The 24,359-nt window shown below is 51.8% G+C and carries 20 protein-coding genes; 11 read left to right on the top strand and 9 right to left on the bottom strand.

The genetic code is table 11. The features are described 5' to 3' along the window. Positions 1-81 precede the first annotated feature (81 nt). The 6 genes from rpsO (at position 82) to mtr (ending at position 7,268) form a co-directional block, all read left to right on the top strand. Positions 82-351, top strand: coding sequence for a 30S ribosomal protein S15 (rpsO, locus tag EC843_RS11590; protein ID WP_002434239.1), 270 nt, complete (start codon positions 82-84; stop codon positions 349-351). Positions 352-596: 245 nt separating this feature from the next. Then, positions 597-2,726 carry a polyribonucleotide nucleotidyltransferase gene (pnp, locus tag EC843_RS11585; RefSeq protein ID WP_162303026.1) on the top strand — a complete coding sequence of 710 codons (2,130 nt, stop codon included), beginning with the start codon at positions 597-599 and terminating at the stop codon, positions 2,724-2,726. 117 nt (positions 2,727-2,843) lie between these two features. After that, a complete protein-coding gene (gene nlpI / locus EC843_RS11580; protein WP_064543163.1) occupies positions 2,844-3,728 on the top strand; it encodes a lipoprotein NlpI in 885 nt (294 codons plus the stop codon). A gap of 110 nt (positions 3,729-3,838) precedes the next feature. Further along, complete coding sequence (yrbN, locus tag EC843_RS11575) at positions 3,839-3,916, top strand: protein YrbN (protein WP_110510645.1); 78 nt, start codon at positions 3,839-3,841, stop codon at positions 3,914-3,916. After that, a complete protein-coding gene (locus tag EC843_RS11570; RefSeq protein WP_133522279.1) occupies positions 3,909-5,864 on the top strand; it encodes a DEAD/DEAH family ATP-dependent RNA helicase in 1,956 nt (651 codons plus the stop codon). Before yrbN ends, EC843_RS11570 begins: the two co-directional genes overlap by 8 nt. 159 nt (positions 5,865-6,023) lie before the next feature. Beyond that, a complete protein-coding gene (gene mtr, locus EC843_RS11565) occupies positions 6,024-7,268 on the top strand; it encodes a tryptophan permease (protein WP_133522278.1) in 1,245 nt (414 codons plus the stop codon). A gap of 733 nt (positions 7,269-8,001) precedes the next feature. Here the strand turns inward: mtr and EC843_RS11560 are convergent. The 3 genes from EC843_RS11560 to EC843_RS11550 all read right to left on the bottom strand — a co-directional run bounded on the left by EC843_RS11560 (position 8,002) and on the right by EC843_RS11550 (position 10,994). Then, entirely contained in the window at positions 8,002-9,012 is a 1,011-nt protein-coding gene (locus EC843_RS11560) for an LLM class flavin-dependent oxidoreductase (RefSeq protein WP_064543173.1), read from the bottom strand. A gap of 93 nt (positions 9,013-9,105) precedes the next feature. Beyond that, positions 9,106-9,990, bottom strand: coding sequence for a U32 family peptidase (locus EC843_RS11555; RefSeq protein ID WP_121814819.1), 885 nt, complete (start codon positions 9,988-9,990; stop codon positions 9,106-9,108). An 8-nt stretch (positions 9,991-9,998) separates the two neighbouring features. Next, positions 9,999-10,994, bottom strand: coding sequence for a peptidase U32 family protein (locus EC843_RS11550; RefSeq protein WP_064543176.1), 996 nt, complete (start codon positions 10,992-10,994; stop codon positions 9,999-10,001). A 258-nt stretch (positions 10,995-11,252) separates the two neighbouring features. On the opposite strand from EC843_RS11550, the gene EC843_RS11545 reads away from it, so the two are divergent. Together EC843_RS11545 and EC843_RS11540 are read left to right on the top strand one after the other, a co-directional pair. Further along, positions 11,253-11,777: an SCP2 domain-containing protein gene (locus EC843_RS11545; RefSeq protein WP_064543178.1), complete on the top strand. Its 525-nt coding sequence runs from the start codon at positions 11,253-11,255 to the stop codon at positions 11,775-11,777. Continuing rightward, positions 11,771-12,277 carry an N-acetyltransferase gene (locus EC843_RS11540; protein WP_064543180.1) on the top strand — a complete coding sequence of 169 codons (507 nt, stop codon included), beginning with the start codon at positions 11,771-11,773 and terminating at the stop codon, positions 12,275-12,277. The genes EC843_RS11545 and EC843_RS11540 overlap by 7 nt, the downstream gene beginning before the upstream one ends. Here the strand turns inward: EC843_RS11540 and EC843_RS11535 are convergent. Beyond that, positions 12,261-12,569: a GIY-YIG nuclease family protein gene (locus tag EC843_RS11535; protein ID WP_133522277.1), complete on the bottom strand. Its 309-nt coding sequence runs from the start codon at positions 12,567-12,569 to the stop codon at positions 12,261-12,263. The two genes, EC843_RS11540 and EC843_RS11535, sit on opposite strands and share 17 nt — an antisense overlap. 53 nt (positions 12,570-12,622) lie before the next feature. Here EC843_RS11535 and EC843_RS11530 point away from each other — a divergent pair, with 53 nt between their 5' ends. Beyond that, complete coding sequence (locus tag EC843_RS11530) at positions 12,623-13,066, top strand: YhbP family protein (protein ID WP_064543185.1); 444 nt, start codon at positions 12,623-12,625, stop codon at positions 13,064-13,066. A 15-nt stretch (positions 13,067-13,081) separates the two neighbouring features. Beyond that, positions 13,082-13,723, top strand: coding sequence for an NAD(P)H-binding protein (locus EC843_RS11525; RefSeq protein WP_064543187.1), 642 nt, complete (start codon positions 13,082-13,084; stop codon positions 13,721-13,723). A 95-nt stretch (positions 13,724-13,818) separates the two neighbouring features. Here the strand turns inward: EC843_RS11525 and nrdG are convergent, their stop codons facing one another. The 5 genes from nrdG to treR all read right to left on the bottom strand — a co-directional run bounded on the left by nrdG (position 13,819) and on the right by treR (position 21,078). Then, the gene (nrdG, locus tag EC843_RS11520; protein WP_133522276.1) at positions 13,819-14,283 is read right to left on the bottom strand and encodes an anaerobic ribonucleoside-triphosphate reductase-activating protein; all 465 of its coding nucleotides are present in this window, start codon (positions 14,281-14,283) and stop codon (positions 13,819-13,821) included. Further along, the gene (gene nrdD, locus EC843_RS11515) at positions 14,284-16,419 is read right to left on the bottom strand and encodes an anaerobic ribonucleoside-triphosphate reductase (RefSeq protein ID WP_133522275.1); all 2,136 of its coding nucleotides are present in this window, start codon (positions 16,417-16,419) and stop codon (positions 14,284-14,286) included. A gap of 348 nt (positions 16,420-16,767) precedes the next feature. Beyond that, on the bottom strand, positions 16,768-18,426 hold the full coding sequence (treC, locus tag EC843_RS11510) for an alpha,alpha-phosphotrehalase (RefSeq protein ID WP_133522274.1): 1,659 nt from the start codon (positions 18,424-18,426) through the stop codon (positions 16,768-16,770). 163 nt (positions 18,427-18,589) lie between these two features. Continuing rightward, entirely contained in the window at positions 18,590-20,008 is a 1,419-nt protein-coding gene (gene treB, locus EC843_RS11505; protein ID WP_121814829.1) for a PTS trehalose transporter subunit IIBC, read from the bottom strand. Between the two features lie 122 nt (positions 20,009-20,130). Then, positions 20,131-21,078: a trehalose operon repressor TreR gene (treR, locus tag EC843_RS11500; protein WP_133522273.1), complete on the bottom strand. Its 948-nt coding sequence runs from the start codon at positions 21,076-21,078 to the stop codon at positions 20,131-20,133. A 363-nt stretch (positions 21,079-21,441) separates the two neighbouring features. On the opposite strand from treR, the gene mgtA reads away from it, so the two are divergent. Further along, positions 21,442-24,153: a magnesium-translocating P-type ATPase gene (gene mgtA / locus EC843_RS11495; RefSeq protein ID WP_133522303.1), complete on the top strand. Its 2,712-nt coding sequence runs from the start codon at positions 21,442-21,444 to the stop codon at positions 24,151-24,153. The last annotated feature ends 206 nt before the right edge of the window (positions 24,154-24,359 follow it).

The raw sequence follows: 24,359 nt of genomic DNA, 5'->3' as shown, positions 1-24,359 counted from the left end.
AACATTGTTGTGAAAGTGCACTGGAGTTGCTGAATTAGAGATCGGCACTCTATCTTTTTATCTATAATTTTGGAGTTTAAAATGTCTCTAAGCGTTGAAGCTAAAGCTAAAATCGTTTCTGAGTTTGGTCGTGGTACTAACGACAGCGGTTCTACCGAAGTTCAGGTTGCACTGCTGACTGCACAGATTAACCACCTGCAAGGTCACTTTGCAGAACACAAAAAAGATCACCACAGCCGTCGTGGTCTGCTGCGTATGGTTTCTCAGCGTCGTAAACTGCTCGACTACCTGAAGCGTAAAGATGTAGCACGTTACACCAGCCTGATCGAGCGTCTGGGTCTGCGTCGCTAAGTCTTGCGAGTTTCAGAAAAAGGGGCCTTTTAAGGCCCCTTTTTTCAACCATATGGCAGCAATTCTATGGAAACTAATGTATTGTTGCAGGGTGTGATCTTTATTGCAGAGGTTCGCGCGGCTAATGAGAGGCTTTATCCGCAGGGGCGGGTCAGGGTTGTCATTAGTCGCGAGGATGCGATTTAGATCGGGTTAAACGAAGCAAGTGCAATCACCTGCTTCCAAAGATTATTAAGGATATTATTTTGCTAAATCCGATTGTCCGTAAATTCCAATACGGTCAACATACGGTCACTTTAGAGACCGGTATGATGGCTCGCCAGGCTACCGCTGCAGTAATGGTAAGCATGGACGACACTGCTGTATTCGTGACTGTTGTTGGTCAGAAAAAAGCGAAAGCAGGTCAAGACTTCTTCCCACTGACTGTTAACTATCAGGAGCGTACTTACGCTGCTGGCCGTATCCCAGGCAGCTTCTTCCGTCGTGAAGGCCGCCCAAGTGAAGGCGAAACACTGATTGCGCGTCTGATTGACCGCCCAGTGCGTCCGCTGTTCCCGGAAGGCTTCGTTAACGAAGTACAGGTTATCGCAACCGTCGTTTCCGTGAACCCGCAAGTTCACCCTGACATCGTTGCAATGATCGGTGCTTCTGCCGCTCTGAGCCTGTCTGGTATTCCATTCAATGGTCCAATTGGTTCTGCTCGCGTGGGCTACATCAATGACCAGTACGTGCTGAACCCAACTGCTGACGAACTGAAAACCAGCAAGCTGGATCTGGTTGTTGCCGGTACCGAAGGCGCTGTGCTGATGGTTGAGTCCGAAGCTGAACTGCTGAGCGAAGACCAGATGCTGGGCGCGGTAGTCTTTGGCCACGAACAACAGCAGGTTGTTATCCAGAACATCAACTCTCTGGTTGCTGAAGCTGGCAAACCACGTTGGGACTGGCAGCCTGAAGCTGCTAACGAAGCGCTGAATGCGCGCGTTGCGGCACTTGCTGAATCCCGCCTGAGCGATGCTTACCGTATTACTGATAAGCAAGAGCGTTACGCACAAGTCGACGTTATCAAATCTGACGTTATCGCTGCACTGTCAGCTGAAGACGATTCAATTGATGCTGGCGAAGTTAGCGACATTCTGCACGCTATCGAGAAAAATGTTGTTCGTAGCCGTATTCTGGCTGGTGAACTGCGTATCGATGGTCGCGAAAAAGACATGATCCGTGGTCTGGATGTGCGTACTGGCGTTCTGCCACGTACTCACGGTTCTGCACTGTTCACCCGTGGTGAAACTCAGGCGCTGGTTACAGCAACTCTGGGTACTGCTCGTGATGCACAGAACCTGGATGAGTTGATGGGCGAACGTACCGACAACTTCCTGTTCCACTATAACTTCCCTCCGTACTCCGTAGGCGAAACCGGCATGGTCGGTTCACCGAAGCGTCGTGAGATTGGTCACGGTCGTCTGGCTAAGCGTGGCGTACTGGCTGTTATGCCAGAAGCTGACCGCTTCCCGTACACTGTGCGTGTAGTGTCTGAAATTACCGAATCTAACGGTTCTTCTTCCATGGCTTCCGTATGTGGTGCTTCTCTGGCACTGATGGATGCAGGTGTGCCAATCAAGGCCGCTGTAGCCGGTATTGCGATGGGTCTGGTTAAAGAAGGCGAGAACTTTGTGGTTCTGTCTGACATTCTGGGTGACGAAGACCACCTGGGTGACATGGACTTTAAAGTTGCTGGTAGCCGTGAAGGTATCTCTGCGCTGCAGATGGATATCAAAATTGAAGGTATCACCCGCGAAATCATGCAGGTGGCTCTGAACCAGGCTAAAGGTGCGCGTCTGCATATCCTTGGCGTAATGGAGCAAGCTATCAATGCACCGCGTGGCGACATCTCTGAGTTCGCTCCACGTATTCACACTATCAAAATCAACCCAGACAAGATCAAAGATGTGATCGGTAAGGGTGGTTCTGTGATTCGTGCGCTGACCGAAGAAACCGGTACTACTATTGAAATCGAAGATGACGGTACAGTGAAAATCGCTGCGACCGATGGCGATAAAGCGAAATTCGCAATTCGTCGTATCGAAGAGATCACTGCTGAAATCGAAGTAGGTCGTATCTACAACGGTAAAGTCACTCGTATCGTAGACTTCGGTGCATTTGTTGCGATTGGCGGCGGTAAAGAAGGTCTGGTACACATTTCTCAAATCGCTGACAAGCGTGTAGAGAAAGTGACTGACTACCTGCAAATGGGTCAAGAAGTTCCAGTTAAAGTACTGGAAGTTGATCGCCAGGGCCGTGTACGTCTGAGCATCAAAGAAGCAACTGAGCAGTCTCCAGCGGAAAACGCTGCACCTGCTGCACCAGAAGCTGAGTAAGCGATACCGATAAAGCTCTCCATGGCGACATGGAGAGCTATTTATTACGGGGCAGGGAGTCTCGTTTTAGAGCCGGTGGACAGGACGTCATCCATTAGTTGTCTTCGGGAGTGGGAAATGAAGCCTTTTTTGCGCTGGTGTTTCGTTGCGACAGCTATCACGCTGGCAGGATGCAGCAACTCTGCCTGGCGTAAAAGTGAAGTCCTGGCGGTACCATTGCAGCCGACTTTGCAGCAAGAAGTGATTCTTGCACGCATGGAACAGATACTTGCCAGCCGGGCTTTAACCGATGATGAACGCGCACAGCTTTTATATGAGCGCGGAGTGTTGTATGATAGCCTCGGCTTGCGGGCTCTGGCGCGAAATGATTTTTCACAAGCGTTGGCAATCCGCCCCGATATGCCTGAAGTATTCAATTACTTAGGCATATATTTAACGCAGGCAGGCAATTTTGATGCTGCCTATGAAGCGTTTGATTCTGTACTTGAGCTTGATCCAACTTACAACTACGCGCATTTAAATCGCGGTATCGCCCTCTACTACGGTGGTCGTTATCGTTTAGCGCAAGATGATCTGCTGGCGTTTTATCAAGACGATCCCAATGATCCTTTCCGTAGTCTGTGGCTCTACCTTGCTGAAAGCAACTTAGATGCAAAGCAGGCTAAAGTGGCGTTACAACAGCGCCTCGATAAATCGGATAAAGAGCAATGGGGATGGAACATTGTCGAGTTCTACCTGGGGAACATTAACGAAGCAACGTTAATGGAACGCCTCAAGGCGGACGCAACGGATAACACCTCGCTCGCTGAGCATCTCAGTGAAACCAACTTCTATTTAGGTAAGTACTACCTAAGTCTGGGGGAAAAGGACAGCGCCACGGCACTGTTCAAGTTAGCGGTCGCTAACAACGTACACAACTACGTTGAGCATCGTTATGCATTGTTGGAATTAGCGCTCTTGGGCCAGGAGCAAGATGACCTGGCAGAATCGGACCAGCAATAGCTGACGAACATCGATCAGCCCATAAACTTTTTTATTAAAGTCATCACCTTAACGGGTGAGGGCGTTTTTGTTCGTTAATCAACCAAATTTGAGCCGGTTCACACTTTTCAATGAAAATTGCAGGTCAATTTCACGATGAGTTATGTAGACTGGCCGCCATCTACGAGGCACGTGTACTACATGACTGACATCATCGAGACTACTACTATCGAAACTACTTTTTCTGATCTGGGTCTTAACGACTCCATCCTTAAAGCCCTGAACGATCTGGGTTACGAAAAACCATCTCCAATCCAGGCAGAGTGTATTCCACAGCTGCTGGCTGGCCGCGATGTACTGGGTATGGCCCAGACGGGTAGCGGCAAAACTGCAGCGTTCTCTTTACCGCTGCTGCACAACCTTGATCCAGAGCTGAAAGCACCACAAATCCTGGTGCTGGCACCGACCCGCGAACTGGCGGTTCAGGTTGCTGAAGCCATGACGGATTTCTCTAAACATATGCACGGCGTAAACGTGGTAGCCCTTTACGGTGGCCAGCGTTATGACGTGCAGCTGCGCGCCCTGCGTCAGGGACCACAAATTGTTGTTGGTACCCCAGGTCGTCTGCTTGACCACTTAAAACGCGGTACGCTGAATCTGTCCAACCTGAAAGGTCTGGTACTGGACGAAGCTGATGAAATGTTGCGTATGGGCTTCATCGAAGACGTTGAAACCATCATGGCGCAGATCCCAGAAGGTCATCAGACCGCTCTGTTCTCTGCAACTATGCCAGAAGCAATTCGTCGTATTACTCGTCGCTTCATGAAAGATCCGCAGGAAGTTCGCATTCAATCTAGCGTAACGACTCGCCCGGACATCAGCCAGAGCTACTGGACTGTGCACGGTATGCGTAAAAATGAAGCGCTGGTTCGCTTCCTGGAATCTGAAGATTTTGATGCGGCGATCATTTTCGTACGTACCAAAAACGCGACTCTGGAAGTGGCTGAAGCACTGGAACAAAGCGGCTATAACAGCGCAGCACTGAACGGTGACATGAACCAGGCACTGCGTGAGCAAACCCTGGAGCGTCTGAAAGACGGTCGTCTGGACATCCTGATTGCAACCGACGTTGCGGCTCGTGGCCTGGACGTTGAGCGTATCAGCCTGGTTGTTAACTATGACATCCCGATGGACTCAGAGTCTTACGTTCACCGTATCGGCCGTACTGGTCGTGCAGGTCGTGCTGGCCGTGCGCTGCTGTTCGTTGAGAACCGCGAGCGTCGTCTGCTGCGCAACATCGAACGCACCATGAAGCTGACTATTCCTGAAGTTGAACTGCCAAACCGTGAACTGCTGAGCGAGCGTCGCCTGGCTAAGTTTGCCGCTAAAGTTCAGCAGCAACTGGAAAGCAGCGATCTGGATCTGTACCGTGGCCTGCTGGCGAAAATCCAACCTTCTGCTGAATCAGAAGAAGCGCTGGATATGGAAACACTGGCTGCAGCACTGCTGAAAATGGCACAGGGCGAACGTCCTCTGATCCTGCCACCAGATGCACCGATGCGTCCACGTCGTGAATTCCGTGAACGTGATGAGCGTTTCGAACGTTCAGACCGTGCTCCACGTGGTGACCGTGGTGATCGTGCACCACGCGGTGATCGTCCAGAGCGTTCAGATCGTCCACAGCGTGATGGCGATGCACCACGTCGTGAACGTCGTGACGTTGGCGATATGGAACTGTATCGCATCGAAGTTGGCCGTGATGATGGTGTTGAAGTTCGTCATATCGTTGGCGCTATCGCTAACGAAGGCGATATCAGCAGCCGTTACATTGGTAACATCAAGCTGTTCGGTACCCACTCAACCATCGAGCTGCCAAAAGGCATGCCAGGTGAGATCCTGCAGCACTTTACCCGCACTCGTATTCTGAACAAACCAATGAATATGCAGTTGATGGGTGATGCACAGCCACGTACTGACCGTGGCGGCGAACGTCGTGGCGGCGGTGGTGAGCGTCGTGAAGGCGGTCGTGGTCCACGTCGTGACGGTCCAGGTGCTGGCGCACCACGTAGCTTCAGCGGCGAACGTCGCGAAGGCGGTCGTGGCCCACGTCGTGAAGACGGTGCAGCTCCTGCTCGTCGTCGTACCACAGAAGCATAATTGACAGAAGTTTATGCCTGCTGTTAATCAGCAGGCAGTGATAAAAATCCTGGTTAATGCAACCGGGATTTTTTTTATCCAAATTGTACTCATGTACTGGTACAATGTTGCGCAGTAAACCTGTCGCTTCGACAGCCGTTCAATGTTTCAGGAATTCGTATGGCAACCTTATCGACCACCCAGGTATCGCCGTCTATTTTCGGCGGAGTCATGATTATTGGCGGCACCATTATTGGTGCCGGAATGTTTTCCCTGCCGGTGGTGATGTCAGGCGCGTGGTTTTTCTGGTCTTTAGCGGCACTGATTGTGACGTGGTTTTGTATGTTGCACTCTGGTTTGATGATTCTGGAAGCGAACCTGAATTACCGTGTGGGTTCAAGTTTTGACACCGTCACCAAAGACTTACTGGGCAAAGGCTGGAATCTGATTAACGGTCTGTCCATCGCATTTGTGCTGTATATCCTGACCTACGCCTATATCTCGGCAAGCGGCTCAGTGATTCATCACACGCTGGGAAAAATGTCCGTCGATTTCCCCGCGAGATTTGCCGGGCTAATCTTTGCCCTGGTAGTGGCGTTTATTGTCTGGTTGAGTACGCGCGCAGTTAGCCGCATGACGACGATTGTGCTCGGTGCCAAAATCCTGACCTTTTTTATGACGTTTGGCGGCCTGATGTGGCATGTCGAACCCGCAACACTTCTTGATAGCAAAGCAGTCAACCCAAGCTATTTACCGTATCTGTTTATGACGCTGCCATTTTGCCTCGCCTCATTTGGTTACCACGGCAATGTACCGAGCCTGATGAAGTATTACGGTAAAGATCCCCAAACCATCAAGCGTTGCCTGGTCTGGGGAACACTGATGGCGCTGGGGCTGTATATCATTTGGTTGGTTGGCAGTATGGGAAATATTCCGCGCAACGACTTTATCGCCATTGCAGATAAAGGCGGGAATATTGATGTGTTGGTCAGCGCGTTGAGTGGCGTACTGAACAGCCGCGCACTGGATTTATTGCTGATTGTGTTCTCCAATTTCGCCGTTGCCAGTTCGTTCCTGGGCGTGACGTTGGGTTTATTCGATTATCTGGCCGATTTATTTAAGTTCGATGACTCACCTGTTGGTCGCCTGAAAACCGCGTTGGTGACATTTATTCCGCCAATGTTGGGGGGATTTATCTGGCCTGATGGGTTTATCTACGCGATTGGTTTTGCGGGGCTGGCAGCCACTATCTGGGCAGCAATCGTTCCGGCGCTGTTGGCTAAAGCTTCACGTAAGAAATTCGGCAGCCCAATTTATCGGGTATGGGGCGGGAACAAAATGATCGTGCTGGTTCTTGTCTTTGGCGTAACTAACGCCGCGATTCATATTCTTTCAAGTTTCGATCTACTGCCGGTTTACCATTGAATTCTCGATCTTCACCCTCTTCCTGAGGGCGAGGGGATTGATTGGTTTCTCCCTCTCCCTTTGGGCTGTCTCTTAGTCACATCTTTGTGAGACGGGAGGCAGTTCCGTTCACCCGATGTTCAGTGTTTCATATAGCCACTGAACTGGTGAACGTCTTAGGGTGACCACCGTCGTCACCCTAAGAACCCGGACTCCCGGCAAATAAATCGCCGCAAGCGGTAAACCTCCATTTTGCCTCCGTGTCAGGGTCGGTTGCGATTCGTTCCCGACGATCGCGCCCTCCAGCCGTTCCCGACGGCTGGACCCTGCCACCAGGAGTCAAAATGGAGGCGATTTAAGCCGGACCTGAAAGTCAAAGTCAAAGTCAAAAGACAGAGCGGTTTTGACCTTGTTGCCGGCTTCAATCGCACCGTTTTTCGCCCTTCAGTCGGGGTCACGTGGCCGGGAGCCACGTGAGAGAGCGATCGTCTGGAACGAATCGCGAACGACCCCGAATGTTGGGTGAAAAACGGTGTTTACCGCTTTAGCGGCGATTGATTTGCCGGGCGCCTGGATTATCAAGGGGTTGGCGTTAACCCCTTGATACGTTCACCGTTTTCGGGAATTAAAGAGATAACAGAACGCACAGGTGAACGGAAAATCAACGAGGCTTACAGGTCTCACCCTGACAAAATGCCCGGGTGAGTTGTGTATAAGAGACAGCCCTTTGGGAGAGGGCCGGGGTGAGGGAAAGTTAGTCCGTCAGGCTCTCATGCACATCCATTGCCAAATCAAATGAATGTAACCGCGCTTCGGTATCAAAAATCTGACCGTTAACCATAATCTCATCGGCCTGGGTTTCTCGTAGTAACGAAATCAACCCATGGCGCACTTTCGCTTTATCACCCACCAGTGACATGCTCAGCGCTTGCTGCACACCATACTTCTCTGCCGGACTCCAGAAACTATCCATGCTTTCAATCGGTGGTGGCAGCTGGCCGGTTTCGCCACGGCGTAATTTAACGAAGGCCTGCTGCATCGATGTAAACAGGAATTCGGCATCGCGGTTACTGTCGGCGGCGACGATATTAATACATACCATCGCATACGGTTTTTCAAGACGAGCAGAGGGTTTGAACTGGGCGCGATAAAGTTGCAGAGCCTGGAACAACATATCTGGCGCAAAGTGCGAAGCAAAGGCAAATGGCAGCCCAAGTTGTGCCGCGAGTTGGGCGCTGTACAAGCTGGAGCCTAACAACCAGACCGGAATTTTAGCGTTGTAACCCGGAACCGGGCGCACCGCCGGGGTGGGGTCGGTTGCATCAAACCAGGACACCAGCTCACTGACATCGCGCGGGAAGTTATCGATATCACCACTCATATGGCGGCGCAGCGCCATCATGGTCCGTTGATCGCTACCAGGTGCGCGGCCTAAACCCAAGTCAATACGCCCAGGATAAAGAGTTTCCAGCGTGCCAAATTGTTCGGCAATCACTAAAGGTGAATGGTTCGGCAGCATCACGCCACCGGAACCCAGGCGTAATGTTTCGGTATTCGCCGCCAGATAACCAATCAGTACCGACGTTGCCGCACTGGCAATCCCAGTCATATTGTGGTGTTCAGCCAGCCAGTAGCGGTGATAGCCACGTTTTTCGGCCAGGCGCGCTAAATCCAGAGAACGATGAAATGCGTCACGAGGCTCGGAGCCTTGTGGAATAGGGGCTAGATCGAGTAAAGAGAACGGGACTTTTGTGATGTCAGGCATAACGGCTCACTTTGTTTGGGTACTACGTTTGCTGATAATCTCTTCAGTATTGCTGAAAATCATCAACATTTAAGTAACAAAGTGAGCCTTTTCTCAGCTCTGAGTGACTAACTCTAAGCCTGCGACGCGCCGCCAGTAGCCATTACAATCGCTTTGCTGTGCCAGAGTTAAAGGCGCATTGCCGTTCTCATTTTTTCGGAATGCTTCCAGCACGCGCAGAGTATCCATGCCCATTGGCGATAAACGCACCATGTCGACCAGGCCTTTCATTGATGCCAGTTCGTTACCGAGGTTGTAAACATAACCGCTCATGGTTTGAATGCCGTTAAGCACAAACACTTGCTGATTTTCCTGTGAAAGCATGTTGCGCCCGACAGGATATTTAATGCAGCAGGTTTCGCATTCATCTTTCGGTTTGTCTTCTGAACGAGCGGTAAAACAACGGGCAGAGTAGGCCAGTGGCAAGTGCCCGTAACTGAGGACTTCAACTTCAAACTTGTTGCGGATGCCCAACTCATCGCACTGAATCAACATGTTTTTCAGCCAATCTCGCGACAGCTCAACGGGCATACACCAGCGAACCATGCCTTGTTTGAGCAGCAAGCGCAGCGTCACTGCGTTGTAACAGTTAAGCGCATGCCCGGCGACAAATGGCAGCTTGCGTTCTGCCGCCATGTTCACGGCACCAAGGTCATTGGCTTCAATCAGGAACTCGCCATTCTCAACATAGCGTTTTAGCTCGTTCAACTCAGACGGAGCTTGAACCAGTGCCAAAGTAGAGAGCACCACTTGCTTGCCCTGGCTTGCCAGGCTTTTCGCCATATCCAGCCATTCACCCGTCTTGGTAGCACGACGTTTGCTGCATACCGACTCACCAAGATAAATAGTTTCAGCACTGCTTTTTGCCGCAGCCTGGTAAAACTTTTCCAGCGTCTCTTTTGGCCAATAATACAACACTGGCCCTAATGAATATTTCATGGGATTTCCTACTGCCATTTACGGTGATAGGCACCGAGAGTGGTTTGTGTGCCTTCGGCCATCGCCCCTAATGCTTCCATCCATGCCGGTTGTGCACGGTAATTTTCAGGATCGGCCATGCAGCGGTCGATTGCCTGACGCCACACTTTAGCGACCTGGCTGACATATGCCGGGCTACGTTGGCGACCTTCGATTTTCACGGATGCAATATTTGCGGCGAGTAATTCAGGCAGCAGCTCAAGCGTGTTCAGGCTGGTTGGCTCTTCTAGCGCGTGATATTTCTGGTCATCAACCAGATAGCGCCCTTTACAAAGCGTCGGGTAACCGGCGTTTTCGCCATCCTGGTAACGGTCAATCAGCACATCATTGAGGCGTGATTCCAGACCTTGTGGCGTTTGTTGCCAACGAACAAAGCGCGCAGGAGAGCATGCGCCCACCGTATTTGGCGACTCGCCAGTCAGATAAGAAGAAAGATAACAGCGACCTTCCGCCATGATGCACAGGCTACCGAAAGCGAAAACCTCCAGTGGCACCGGTGTCACGCGGGCTAACTGTTTTACCTGATGAATGGATAACACACGCGGCAGAACGACACGAGCCACGTCGAAATGACGATGATAAAAACGAATCGCTTCTTCGTTGGTGGCGGAAGCTTGTACTGAAACATGGCGTTCGATATGCGGATAACGCTCAGCCGCGTATTCAAGCATAGCGAGGTCAGCCAAAATGAGGGCATCGGCTCCGAGTTGCGCTGCCATATCCACTGCTCGTTGCCAGCGCACGTAGCCGTCAGGGTGCGCGAACGTATTGATAGCGATATGGAGCTTACGGCGATGTTGATGCACGTAACTTACCGCTTCTTGCAGTTTCTTCTCCGTGAAATTCAGTCCAGCAAAATGGCGTGCGTTGGTATCATCTTTAAGACCAATGTAAACCGCGTCGGCACCATTATCGATGGCCGCTTTCAACGCCGGTAAGTTTCCGGCTGGGCAAAGCAACTCCATAATTTATCCTGAATCATCGGGAAACCTCAGAGGTGACCCGTGCAGCCCAAGGCAAGGGCCGCAAAATTGTTAACGAACTGGGATTTTAGTTAACCCGACAGCGACAAATTTTGATTTAAGGCAGCTAATGGCGTATTGATCGCTTATTGATGTGACCTATAAGTCGTCTTGATAACCCGCGTAATTGTTGATTTGCACCGCTACGGAGAATAGTTGGTGTGGCAAAATAGCGGATAAATTTCTCAAGGAGTAAAGCTCGTGTTGGATAAATTGCGTTCACGCCTGGTCCATCTTGGCCCGTCACTGTTAAGAACACCGGTTAAACTCACACCCTTTGCTCTAAAGCGCCAGGTGCTAGAGCAGGTACTTGGCTGGCAGTTTCGTCAGGCGATGGAAGAGGGTGAGCTAGAATTTCTTGAGGGACGCTGGTTAAGTATTGAAGTACGCGACCTCGATCTGAAGTGGTTTACTTCGGTACAAGATAATAAACTGGTAGTGCGTGAAGATGCCCCAGCAGATGTCAGCTTCAGTGCAACCGCCAACGATCTGTTGATGATCGCAGCCCGCAAGCAAGATCCGGATACCTTGTTTTTCCAGCGCCGTTTGGTCATTGAAGGCGACACTGAACTTGGGCTATATGTTAAAAACCTAATGGATGCCATTGAGCTGGATGCGATGCCTAAACCATTACGCATGCTGCTGCTACAACTGGCTGATTTTGTCGAAGCAGGTATGAAATATCAGTCTGCTCCAGAAAGTAACTCGGTAGGTGAGCCATGCTAATTCGTGTAGAAATACCCATTGATGCTCCGGGCATCGACGCCTTACTTCGCCGTTCTTTTAAAGGTGATGGTGAAGCTGATTTGGTCAAAGATTTACGAGAAGACGGCCTGCTAACGCTTGGCGTTGTTGCCACTGATGACGAAGGTCAGGTTGTGGGTTACGCCGCTTTCAGTCCTGTCGCCGTAGAAGGTGAAGAGCTGCAATGGGTGGGGCTTGCGCCGCTTGCCGTTGATGAAGCTTACCGTGGGCAGGGCCTGGCGAAGCAACTGGTTTACGAAGGACTGGATTCGCTCAATGAGTTTGGTTACGCAGCCGTTGTGACTTTAGGTGAGCCGGAACTCTACAGCCGCTTTGGTTTTGTTCCTGCCGCTCAATACGGCTTACGCTGTGCCTGGCCAGACACCGAAGCTTATTTCCTGATCCATCCGTTAGCTGACGATGCGCTGACTGGTGTTTCAGGACTGGTGGAATACCACGAGCATTTCAACCGGGAGTTTTAATTACCGGAGTCTTTTGAAGATCTGCCAGCAGGTCTTCAAAAGGCAGTATCCCCTTTACCAACATCTCTTTGCTCGCTTTCGGTAGTTGTTTGATGCGATATTCCAGGCGTAACGCACTGGAACGATCGCCCACCAAATGGCTGAATGCCAGTGTAAGTTCGCCTTTCCCACGCAGCGCTTTCGCACCTTTCCCTGTTTGATGCTGTGAGAAACGGCGCTCCACATTAGTGGTAATGCCCGTATATAAACGGTTATCGAGAGTGCGGACTAAATAGAGATACCAGGGAGACATAGGTCAGGCGCATAATTGACATTTCCCGCAGAATATCACTCTTCAGGTTGCACATGGAAACTCTCAATGCCATCAGTCGTTGGCTGAACAAACAGCATGTACTGACTTACTGCGCAGGTAGTCACGGCGATTTATGGTGCGCGAATGCGTTCTACCTCTTTGATGAACAACGGGTGGCTTTTTATCTGCTCAGTGAATCCCATACCCGTCACGGTGAGTTAATTGGCCAGCAGGCCCATGTCGCCGGAACCGTCAATGGGCAGCCGAAAACTGTCGCATTAATTCGTGGTGTGCAGTTCCGAGGTGAAATCAAATTAGTAGAAGAAGGCGAAGTGGACAGTATCCGCAGCCGTTACTGTAAGCGCTTCCCGGTTGCCCGAATGATGTCTGCACCGGTATGGGAACTTCGGCTTGATGAAATAAAAATGACCGACAACACGCTCGGTTTTGGAAAAAAACTACACTGGCTACGGGATGACACTAAGCTTGGTGAATAAGCGACAGGAGAACTTATGAGCCGGGTTTTGCTAACAGGGGCCACAGGTCTCATTGGTGGACATCTATTACGCATGTTGATCAATGCGCCGCAAGTCAGCCACATCATTGCGGCGACAAGGCGTCCCTTGCCTGCGATGAACAACGTCACCAATCCCTACGATCCTCAGTTGAGTGACGCACTCACACAATTAACCGAGCCGCTTGATACGGTCTTTTGTTGTCTCGGTACCACTATGAAAGAAGCGGGTAGCAAAGAGGCTTTCGTATTAGCGGATTACACGCTGGTGGTGGATACCGCGATAACCGGCTTGCGTCTGGGGGCAAAACATATGCTGGTGGTCAGCGCTATCGGTGCAAACAGCAAATCACCGTTCTTCTACAACCGGGTGAAAGGGGAAATGGAAGAGGCGTTGATCGCGCAGAACTGGACACGTTTAACCATTGCTCGCCCGTCTATGCTGCTTGGGCATCGTGAATCACAACGCTTTAATGAATCGCTGTTGGCGCCGTTGTTTAAAATCATGCCGGGGAAATGGAAATCCATTGAAGCGCGGGATGTGGCAAAGACGATGTTGCGAGAAGCGCTGGCTCCCTCTCGCGAAGGCGTGAACATTCTGGATTCACATGACCTCAGATTGCTGGCAAAGGGTGATTAACGTGTTTTTGTAGGGTGGATAAGCGTTTTAGCGTCATCCACCATTTGCATCAGTGGTGCCGGATGACGCTGCGCTTATCCGACCTACGAGGGGCTTTATCGTAAATGATGCACAACCTGGTTGCTGCTGCCGCGCCAGACAAGCGACGGGTCTTTGAGATCCTGAACAAATTTACCGTCAATCAGCACATTGATTAAATCAACAACTTCACGTTGAGCTTCGGTTAATTCATCAAGCCTATAGCCCGTCCACATCCAGATATCTTTTCCGGGACATTCCGTTTTCACTCGTCGCACCAGTTTCAACACATCCGCGATATTTTGCGGATGAAGCGGATCGCCGCCTGAAAGCGACAACCCCTGGCGGCGGATACGCGTGTCATTAAGATCGTTAATGATCCGGTCTTCCATCTCCTGCGTGAACGGCACACCGGAATTCAGCCGCCATGTGCTTTTGTTATAACAGCCTGCGCACTCATGCACGCAGCCTGAAACAAACAGTGTGCAGCGGGTACCCGGCCCGTTAACAATATCAACCGGGTAATATTGATGCATATTCACTTAGCCGATCTGCCCGTTGCCGAGGTGCTTCACGCGGCGCTTCACTTCTTCTTGCTTGCCGGCGTTAAACGGGCGAGCATCCGGGCTGCCGAGGTAACCGCAAACCCGGCGCGTTACCGAGACGCGAGCGGCGTCGTGGTTACCACATTTCGGGCAGGTGAAGCCTTTGCTGGTGCATTCAAACTCACCTGTAAAGCCACATTCGTAGCACTCATCAATTGGCGTGTTAGTGCCGTAGTACGGAACGTGTTGGTAGCTGTAATCCCAGACATCTTCCAGCGCTTTCAGGTTGTGCTGAATGTTCGGGTATTCGCCGTAACAGATGAAACCGCCGTTCGCTACTGGCGGATAGGCAGCTTCAAAGTCGATTTTGTCGTAAGGGTTAACTTTCTTCTCAACATCTAAGTGGAAGCTGTTGGTGTAGTAACCTTTATCCGTCACGCCAGCAACCACGCCAAACTCAGCGGTATCAAGACGGCAGAAGCGGTCGCACAGGTTTTCACTTGGCGTGCTGTAAAGGCTGAAACCGTAGCCCGTTTCTTCTTTCCATGTGTCAGTTGCCTGGCGCAGACGCTCAACAATTGCCACGGCTTTCGCACGCAGTTCTTCGCTGTCGTAAACGTGCTGATTACCAAACAGCGCATTCACCGTTTCGTGGATGCCGATGTAACCCAGGGAAATCGACGCACGGCCATTTTTGAAAATCTCAGAAACGTCGTCGTCGGCTTTCAGGCGCACACCGCAAGCCCCTTCCATATACAGGATTGGCGCAACGCGCGCTTTCACTCCTTCCAGCCGTGCGATACGCGTCATCAGGGCTTTAAAAGCCAGCTCCAGACGGCTATCGAGCAGCGTCCAGAACGTGGCTTCATCGCCTTTCGCTTCCAGTGCAATACGCGGCAAATTCAGGCTGATCACGCCGATGTTATTACGGCCATCGTGAATCTGCTCGCCGTTCTCTTCATATACGCCAAGGAAACTACGGCAGCCCATTGGTGTTTTGAACGAGCCGGTCACTTTCACGACCTGGTCATAGTTCAGGATATCCGGGTACATGCGCTTGCTGGCGCACTCCAGAGCCAACTGTTTAATGTCGTAGTTTGCATCGCCAGCCTTGTGGTTCAGACCCTCTTTGATAGCAAATACCAGTTTCGGGAACACCGCCGTTTTGCGGTTTTTGCCCAGACCTGCGATGCGATTACGCAGAATAGATTTCTGAATCAGACGTGATTCCCAACTAGTTCCCAGGCCAAAACCAAAGGTGACAAACGGCGTCTGACCATTGGCTGTATGCAGCGTATTCACTTCATATTCCAGGGACTGGAAGGCGTCATAACACTCTTTCTCAGTACGGGAAAGCGCATAACCTTCGGCATCCGGGATCTGCCATTCCTCGGCGGTTTCACGGTGTTTTTCAAAGCTTGCGGTGACAAATGGCGCCAGCACTTCGTCAATACGGTTAATCGTGGTGCCGCCGTAAATATGGCTGGCAACCTGAGCAATAATTTGCGCAGTCACTGCTGTGGCGGTAGAGATGGATTTTGGTGGCTCGATTTCCGCATTACCCATCTTAAAGCCGTGCGTCAGCATGCCTTTGAGATCGATAAGCATGCAGTTAAACATCGGGAAGAACGGGGAGTAATCCAGATCGTGATAGTGAATATCGCCACGCTCGTGGGCCAGTACCACATCACGCGGTAACAAATGCTGTGAGGCGTAGTGTTTAGCCACGATCCCAGCTAACAGGTCGCGCTGTGTCGGGATAACCTTGCTGTCTTTATTCGCATTTTCGTTGAGCAAGGCGGAGTTAGTTTGTTCAACCAGACCGCGGATCTCCTGGTTTAAGCGGCCACGTTTTTCGCGCTCAATATCACGGTCATGACGATATTCGATATAAGCACGCGCCAGTTGCTTGTAGTCACCAGCCATTAGCTGATTTTCCACGGCAGTCTGGATTTCACCGATATCAACCTGAGTGCGGCCTTCCATTTGCGCACGAACAATATCTGCGACGGTGGCGCAATAGTCTGCGTCATCGACTCCCGCTGCTTTAGCTGCACGAAGAATAGCTTCTTTAATGCGCTCTGAAGTGAAAGGCACTTTGCACCCGTCTCTTTTCATCACATGCGGTGTCATGATCTCTCCATTCTAAAAAGGTTATCCACAAAGGATTGAAATTGTTCGCAAGCCGAAATTTGCTCGCGTTGCCATAGGCTTTATGATTTTGAGCCGATGTTTATCCACAGATAATCCCCTGAATCCTCTGTGGTACTTGTTGCTATAATAGTCGAAAAATACAATATGTGGGGTCGGGGCGCATTTTAAGGTCTATATGTAGTGCTTTGCATCAAAGATGTTTGCGATTTTATTGATGCAGAACAAAGTAAATCGGTAGTAGTAGGAAGGATGGGCTACGCGGAGAAGACCTAAAATTTTGGCAGAGAGATCTCCCTCAATTATTAGGGAGATCCTTCCTGGTGGAAATTAACACTGCAACCAATAAACCGCCTCAAATGGCCGTAAGCTGATCTCGCCAGGTTTCCCCGCTGCATCAGCGTAGTTGCTCATCAGTACATCCCAGTCGCCTTCAAAGGCTTCCGGCATCCACCATTGATTTTCACGGCTGAGGTTCGCCGCAACCACCAGTGTTTGCCCTTGCCATTCACGGCGGTAACACCACAAATACGGATGCTCAGGCAGCAGATCCTGATAACTACCCCAGGTGAAAACAGGGGTGGCTTTACGCAGTTTGATGAGGCGTTGGTAGGCATAAAATACTGAATCTGCATCGTCAACCGCTGCTCTGGCATTGATGGTCTGATAGTTATCGCACAGGTTGATCCACGGCGTTCCGGTGGTAAATCCTGCGTTTTCGCCATCGTCCCATTGCATCGGCGTACGGCTGTTATCGCGCGATTTACTGGCGAGGATCGCCAGCAGATTGTCACTCTCGCGGCCCTGGGCGCGCAACTCGGCATACATGTTGTGGCTTTCGACATCACGGTAATCAATGATGCGTTTGAAGTGCGGGTTGGTCATCCCCAACTCTTCGCCCTGATAGATATACGGCGTGCCCTGCATGCCATGTAGCACCATCGCCAGCATTTTGGCTGCCGGCACACGCAGCTCGCCTTCGTCACCAAAGCGCGACACAATGCGCGGCTGGTCGTGGTTACACCAGAACAACGCATTCCACGCTACGTTGTGCATGCCTTGTTGCCAGTGGCTGAAAATCGCTTTCAGTGCGATGTAATCAGGGGCTGCCAGCGCCCATTTTTGCCCGTCCGGATAATCCACTTTCAGGTGATGGAAGTTGAACGTCATCGACAGCTCATTGCTGTTGAGTGCGGCATATTGCTGGCAGTTATCGAGCGTGGTGGAGGACATTTCGCCCACCGTCATTAACTCGCGTGGTACAAACACATCGCGGCTTAATTCTTGCAGATATTCGTGGATGCGCGGCCCGTCGGTGTAAAAACGACGTCCATCACCGCCTTCAATATCCGCCGGGAAATCCTGATCCTTGGAAACCAGGTTGATCACATCAAGACGCAAACCATCTACGCCACGGTCGGCCCAGAATTCGCAGACCTTTTTCAGTTCAGCGCGAACTTGCGGGTTTTCCCAGTTGAGATCCGCCTGCTCCGGCGCAAACAGGTGCAGATAATACTGGCCGCTCTCTGCGTGCCAGCGCCAGGCGTTACCACCGAATTTAGAGCGCCAGTTGTTGGGTAAAACGTCTGGCGTACCGTCGCGCCAGATATAAAACTCGCGGTACGGGCTCTCTTTGTTCAGCGATTCGTGGAACCATGCATGTTGCGTGGAAGTATGGTTAAACACCATATCCAGAACGACGCGGATACCGCGCTCGTGGGCGCCTGCAACCAGTAAATCAAAGTCATCCAGCGTGCCGTAGGTATGATCGATGGCACAGTAGTTCGCCACGTCATAGCCGTTATCGACCTGCGGCGAAACATAAAACGGTGTCAGCCAGATGGCATCCACGCCAAGCAGTTTGAGATAGTCCAGGCGCTTAATTACGCCAATCAAATCACCGGTACCACTGCCAGTCGTGTCCTGGAAACTCTTCGGGTAGATCTGGTAAATGACACCGTGTTGCCACCAGGGAGGAGTTGTATTCATAAATCATTCCTAAATGCCCGTCATACTTCAAGTTGCAGCAGTGTTGGCTGCGCTCACTCACCCCAGTCACTTACTTTAGTAAGCTCCTGGGGATGAGTTCTCTTGCCGCCTGGCTGTAACTCGAATTATTTAGGGCATGTGTTGAAAACAAAATCATCAAAAACTACACCACCAGCAACAAACCTTGACGGTGTTTGCGTTTATACATCACGCTGGTCAATACAATCGGCACGATGACGGCAATCAGAATCGCCAGCGAATACACTTCCCAGTAACGCGGCTGAATGGACAGAATGCCCGGTAAACCACCCACGCCAATCCCGTTTGCCATCACGCCACTCAGGCCACACAGTAAGCCCGCAAGCCCTGAGCCAATCATTGCGCACAGCATCGGGAAGCGGTATTTCAGGTTGATGCCGTACATCGCCGGTTCGGTCACGCCCAGGTAGGCAGAAATCGCCGCCGGAACTGAAATCTCACGTTCGTTGTGCTTACGGCTGCAAATGATAATGCCAACCACCGCAGACGCCTGAGCAATGTTAGACAGCGCAATCAGCGGCCAAACTGGGGTTCCGCCCATGCTCTGAATCATCTGCATATCGATGGCGAGCGTGGTCTGATGTACACCGGTAATCACCAGCGGCGCGTAAAGGAAGCCAAACAACGCAGCGCCAATCGGGGCAAAACTGCCGGTCATCAGGTGGCGAACCGCAAAGGCCACACCGTCACCAATCCAGCGGCCAAACGGGCCGATAAACGCGTGCGCCAGGAATACCGCCAGAATCAACGAACACACAGGCACTACTACAAGATAGAGGTAATCCGGCACGATGCGTTTCAGACGCGTCTCAATAAAGCCCAGAGCCAGGCCCGCCAACAAGGCTGGAATCACTTGCGCCTGGTAGCCCACTTTCTCGATGGTAAACAGGCCAAAGTTCCACACTTCAGGAATTTTGCTACCCAATTCATAGGCATTCATCAGCTGTGGTGATACCAGCGTGACGCCAAGCACAATCCCAAGGATAGGTGTCCCGCCCATTTTTCGCACGGCTGACCAGCAAATACCGACTGGCAGATAGAAGAAGATCGCCTCGCCAATCAGCCATAAGAAGTCGTAAATCGATTGTAGCGACGGGTGCATTTGCGCCAGCGTCTGCCCGTTGCTCATCGGCAAGTCGCCGATCACATTACGGAAGCCGAGGATTAAACCGCCGCTGATCAATGCCGGTAACAGTGGGAAGAAGATCTCGGCGAAGTGGGAGATCAAACGCTCATGCCATTTCATATTCTGGCGCGCGGCGAGTTTTGCTTGTTCTTTGTCTGAGTTGCTGTGGCCACTTGTGGCGATCAACGCCTGATAGTAATCGCCGACTTCGGGGCCAATCACTACCTGGAACTGCCCGGCATTGGTAAAGCAGCCTTTCACCATCGGTAATTCTTCAATCTGTTTTGGTGATGCAGCGGCTGGGTTATTCAATACAAAACGCAAGCGGGTAATACAATGGCTCACAGTGGCGATGTTGCCACGTCCGCCAACCAGCTCTATCAGCCTGTCTATATCTTGTTGTTTCACTTTGGCCATGATGATGTCCCGAGGTAGTGAGGTGTTATCTGCCAGCAAGGTTATCTTTTAATCTTTTTTACGAAAATGGGAACGTTCCCGAAATAAGGCGACGATCACAATAAACCGTAAAAGAGGGGAGATTACTGTAATGATCCGGGGATAACGATCTGCTGTAGATCGCGGGTTTGGGTGATCTGGCCGATCAGTTGTCTTGCGGCCTGGCGACCGGCTTCGGCGTAACCGGGATCGACGGTAATGATCTCGGGATGGAGGAATTTCATCAGCGGCGTGCTACCGACGCTCGCCAGTTGCAAAGCGCTGTTTTGTTGTTCTTGCAGATATTTACTGGCACCCAAAGCGAGGGTATCGGTGGCGCACAGCAGCGCGGTGGTTTCCGGAGTCAATACTTCGGCCACGTGGTCATAACCTTGTTTCATTGCCAGGCCCGGCAGGACGAAATTCGGTGTTAGCGAGTGGCTTTTACAGAACGCGAGATACGCCTGATGGCGGCGAAAACCGGTAGTGACATCGCTATGGGGAACGCCGAGGAAACTAATCTGGCGGTGGCCTTGCTCATACAGACGAGCCATCAAAATATCGATAGCGCCTTCATCGTCATAACACACCGAAGCAAACCCTTTGGCGTCCCGCGCCATCAGCACCAGCGTCGATTGCCACGGAGCGAGTATTTTCTCATTGATGCCGGTGAAGCCAAACAAAATCACCCCGTCGATATGGCGACGCCTCAGCACGCCTAAATGCTCTTCGACCAGTTTCGGGGAAAACTGGCTTTCCATCATGATCGGATCATAGCCTTGCTCATAGAGCGACGGCAGCAGGGTTTGTACCGCGAGGTTTTCCGATAGCGAATCCAGACGGGTCACAATAATGGCGACCACTTTATCGCTCTGTCCACGCATCGCACGTGCTGACCGGGAAGGGGAAAAACCTTCTTGCTGCATCACCGCTTCCACGCGCTCACGTGTACGCGCACTGACCCCGTTTTCATTATTCAGAACTCGCGAGACAGTGGATTTACCCACACCGCTTAAACGGGCGATGTCTTTGATAGTGAGGCGGCTTTGCATGTGTCGGTTCCTGGCAATCAATTGCTCATTAGAATTAAGGCTAGTCAACGATACCACAACGGAAAAAATCTGGTTTACGTGAGGTTTAGTTTTGTCGGCGTAGAATATCCGCCAGTATCGTAATGACTTTTTCTTTTAACCGGAGGCGACATGGAACCTGATCCCAGTCCAGACCCTGTAACGACAGGAATAATCCGGTAAGACTCCCTTCTTTGAAGCGACTGCCTTACCGGATTGCGTAAGGCAGAGATCTCTCAATTAATGATATCCCTGCTGATGAAAAAATTTGGCCTGCAAGGCAAGGATTAGCCGCGCCTGCACGTCACCAGGTGCCACAACACGTGGCGCCGAGGGACTACTATGCTGTTAAAAAATCTGACCCGGCAGTTGTTTGCACAACTCAGCCGCCACCTGCCTCGTCGCTTGATCCAGCGCGACCTGATGCCGGACGACAATACCATTGCACTTGCGCAAGAGGTTCCCGCTTCGCTGAGCGAATCGTGCCTGAAGTATGCGCACGCATCCGAAGAACAACTGTATCGCGATTTCCACAGCCATCCTGAAGGGCTGAATGCGCGTGAAGTTGAGAGTGCGCTCGAGCAACATGGCTCAAACCAAATCCCGGCGCAAAAGCCATCGCCATGGTGGGTGCATCTTTGGATGTGCTACCGCAACCCATTCAATATTTTGCTCACTATTCTCGGCATTGTTTCTTACTCCACCGAGGATATGTTTGCCGCAGGGGTGATTGCGCTGATGGTGGCGATCGCCACTTTGCTGAACTTCGTCCAGGAAGCGCGCTCCACCAAAGCGGCTGACACGCTCAAAGCAATGGTCAGCAATACCGCCACCGTGCTGCGCGTGGTGGATGAAACGGGGGAAAATGCGTTTATCGAAATCCCTCTCGAAAGACTGGTGCCAGGCGACATCGTTAAACTGGCTGCGGGCGACATGATCCCGGCAGATCTACGTGTTATACAGGCTCGCGATCTTTTTGTCGGCCAGGCCTCGCTGACCGGTGAATCCTTGCCGGTGGAAAAAGTGGCGGTCAGCCGCGACACGTCGCACAACAACCCGCTGGAATGCGACACGCTGTGCTTTATGGGCACCAACGTGGTGAGTGGTACGGCGCTCGCGATGATTATCGCAACGGGTGGTAACACCTGGTTTGGGCAACTGGCCGGGCGCGTGACTCAACAAGAAAGCGAGCCGAATGCGTTCCAGAAAGGCATCAGTCGCGTCAGTTGGGTGCTGATTCGCTTTATGCTGGTGATGACGCCGATCGTCTTGCTGATCAACGGTTTCACCAAAGGCGACTGGTGGGAAGCCGCACTCTTCTCGCTCTCTGTGGCAGTCGGTTTGACGCCAGAAATGCTGCCGATGATCGTTACCTCGACGCTGGCTCGCGGGGCGGTAAAACTCTCTAAACAGAAAGTGATCGTCAAACACCTCGATGCGATTCAAAACTTTGGCGCGATGGACATTCTGTGCACCGATAAAACCGGTACGCTGACGCAAGATCGCATTGTGCTGGAGTCGCACACCGATATTCTTGGTGCGACAAGCAACCACGTTCTGCATACCGCCTGGCTCAACAGCCATTACCAGACCGGGCTGAAAAACCTGCTGGATGTGGCGGTGCTGGAAGGGGTGGATGAAGAGACTGCGCGTCATGCAGCTACGCGCTGGCAAAAAGTGGATGAGATCCCGTTCGACTTTGAGCGCCGCCGCATGTCAGTGGTCGTCTCCGAACAACCGCAAGTGCATCAGCTGATCTGCAAAGGCGCCTTGCAGGAGGTTCTCAACGTCTGCTCACAAGTGCGTTACGGTGATGAGATCGTGCCGCTCAGCGAAACCTTGCTGGCACGTATTCGCCGTGTGACGGACGATCTTAACCGTCAGGGATTGCGTGTGGTGGCAGTGGCGAGCAAAGTCCTGCCTGCACGCTGTGACGATTACGGTCGTGTGGACGAATCGGATCTGATTCTCGAAGGTTACATCGCGTTCCTCGATCCACCGAAAGAAACCACGGCACCTGCGTTGAAAGCGCTGAAAGCCAGCGGCATTGCGGTGAAAATCCTCACCGGTGATAGCGAGCTGGTGGCGGCGAAAGTGTGCCGCGAAGTGGGGCTGGATGTCGGTGAGCTGGTCACTGGCAGCGACATCGAAAACATGAATGACAAAGATCTCGCGGCACTGGCGTTGCGCACCACACTATTTGCGCGCCTGACGCCAATGCACAAAGAACGTATTGTGCGCCTGTTGCGGGGCGAAGGGCATGTGGTCGGCTTTATGGGCGACGGCATTAATGACGCACCCGCATTGCGTGCGGCAGACATCGGGATTTCCGTCGATGGCGCGGTCGATATTGCGCGTGAAGCCGCAGATATCATCTTGCTGGAAAAGAGCCTGATGGTGCTGGAAGAAGGGGTGATTGAAGGGCGCAGAACCTTCGCTAACATGCTGAAATACATCAAAATGACTGCCAGTTCTAACTTTGGTAACGTGTTCAGCGTGCTGGTAGCGAGCGCCTTCCTGCCGTTCTTGCCGATGCTGCCGTTGCACTTACTGATTCAGAACCTGCTGTACGATGTGTCCCAGGTGGCGATTCCGTTCGATAACGTCGATGACGAGCAAATCCAGAAACCACAACGCTGGAACCCGGCGGATTTAGGGCGCTTTATGGTGTTCTTCGGGCCGATCAGTTCTATCTTCGATATTCTGACGTTCTGCGTAATGTGGTGGGTGTTCCAGGCAAATGTGCCGGAAGCGCAAACGCTGTTCCAGTCTGGCTGGTTCGTGGTCGGGTTACTGTCGCAAACATTGATTGTGCATATGATTCGTACCCGTCGCATTCCATTCATTCAGAGCCGTGCGGCCTGGCCGTTACTGGTAATGACGCTGGTGGTGATGGTTGTCGGGATTGGTCTGCCGTTCTCGCCACTGGCAAGCTACCTGCAACTCCAGGCGCTACCGCTGAGCTACTTCCCATGGCTGATTGCGATCCTTGCCGGATACATGACGCTGACGCAGTGCGTGAAAGGGTTCTATAGCCGCCGTTACGGCTGGCAGTAAATACCCATCATCCTTCAAGCTGCAGCGGCGTTGGCTGCAGACGCTCACCCCAGTCACTTACTCAAGTAAGCTCCTGGGGGTTCTCGTCCTGGCCGCCTTGCTGCAACTCGAATGCTAATGGGCATAGTAAATATCAGCGGGATGTGATCTGCATCCCGCGTTTCCCGCCCATAATCTTGATGAATATTTCTACACGTGTTACCAGA

Source organism: Buttiauxella sp. JUb87 (genome assembly GCF_004361975.1).
GTDB classification, from domain to species: domain Bacteria; phylum Pseudomonadota; class Gammaproteobacteria; order Enterobacterales; family Enterobacteriaceae; genus Buttiauxella; species Buttiauxella ferragutiae.
The sequence above is the reverse complement of the archived record's forward strand: the minus strand, read 5'-3'. Positions and strand labels throughout refer to the sequence as shown.

Bases quoted from the DNA above. Each gene is read 5' to 3' on its own strand.
- treR (WP_133522273.1), bottom strand. From the start codon at position 21,078: ATGCAAAGCCGCCTCACTATCAAAGACATCGCCCGTTTAAGCGGTGTG.
- yrbN (WP_110510645.1), top strand. From the start codon at position 3,839: ATGAAAATTGCAGGTCAATTTCACGATGAGTTATGTAGACTGGCCGCC.
- EC843_RS11550 (WP_064543176.1), bottom strand. From the start codon at position 10,994: ATGGAGTTGCTTTGCCCAGCCGGAAACTTACCGGCGTTGAAAGCGGCC.
- EC843_RS11535 (WP_133522277.1), bottom strand. From the start codon at position 12,569: ATGTCTCCCTGGTATCTCTATTTAGTCCGCACTCTCGATAACCGTTTA.
- treB (WP_121814829.1), bottom strand. From the start codon at position 20,008: ATGGCCAAAGTGAAACAACAAGATATAGACAGGCTGATAGAGCTGGTT.
- EC843_RS11555 (WP_121814819.1), bottom strand. From the start codon at position 9,990: ATGAAATATTCATTAGGGCCAGTGTTGTATTATTGGCCAAAAGAGACG.
- rpsO (WP_002434239.1), top strand. From the start codon at position 82: ATGTCTCTAAGCGTTGAAGCTAAAGCTAAAATCGTTTCTGAGTTTGGT.
- EC843_RS11525 (WP_064543187.1), top strand. From the start codon at position 13,082: ATGAGCCGGGTTTTGCTAACAGGGGCCACAGGTCTCATTGGTGGACAT.
- EC843_RS11530 (WP_064543185.1), top strand. From the start codon at position 12,623: ATGGAAACTCTCAATGCCATCAGTCGTTGGCTGAACAAACAGCATGTA.
- mtr (WP_133522278.1), top strand. From the start codon at position 6,024: ATGGCAACCTTATCGACCACCCAGGTATCGCCGTCTATTTTCGGCGGA.
- EC843_RS11560 (WP_064543173.1), bottom strand. From the start codon at position 9,012: ATGCCTGACATCACAAAAGTCCCGTTCTCTTTACTCGATCTAGCCCCT.
- nlpI (WP_064543163.1), top strand. From the start codon at position 2,844: ATGAAGCCTTTTTTGCGCTGGTGTTTCGTTGCGACAGCTATCACGCTG.
- treC (WP_133522274.1), bottom strand. From the start codon at position 18,426: ATGAATACAACTCCTCCCTGGTGGCAACACGGTGTCATTTACCAGATC.
- EC843_RS11570 (WP_133522279.1), top strand. From the start codon at position 3,909: ATGACTGACATCATCGAGACTACTACTATCGAAACTACTTTTTCTGAT.
- EC843_RS11540 (WP_064543180.1), top strand. From the start codon at position 11,771: ATGCTAATTCGTGTAGAAATACCCATTGATGCTCCGGGCATCGACGCC.
- nrdD (WP_133522275.1), bottom strand. From the start codon at position 16,419: ATGACACCGCATGTGATGAAAAGAGACGGGTGCAAAGTGCCTTTCACT.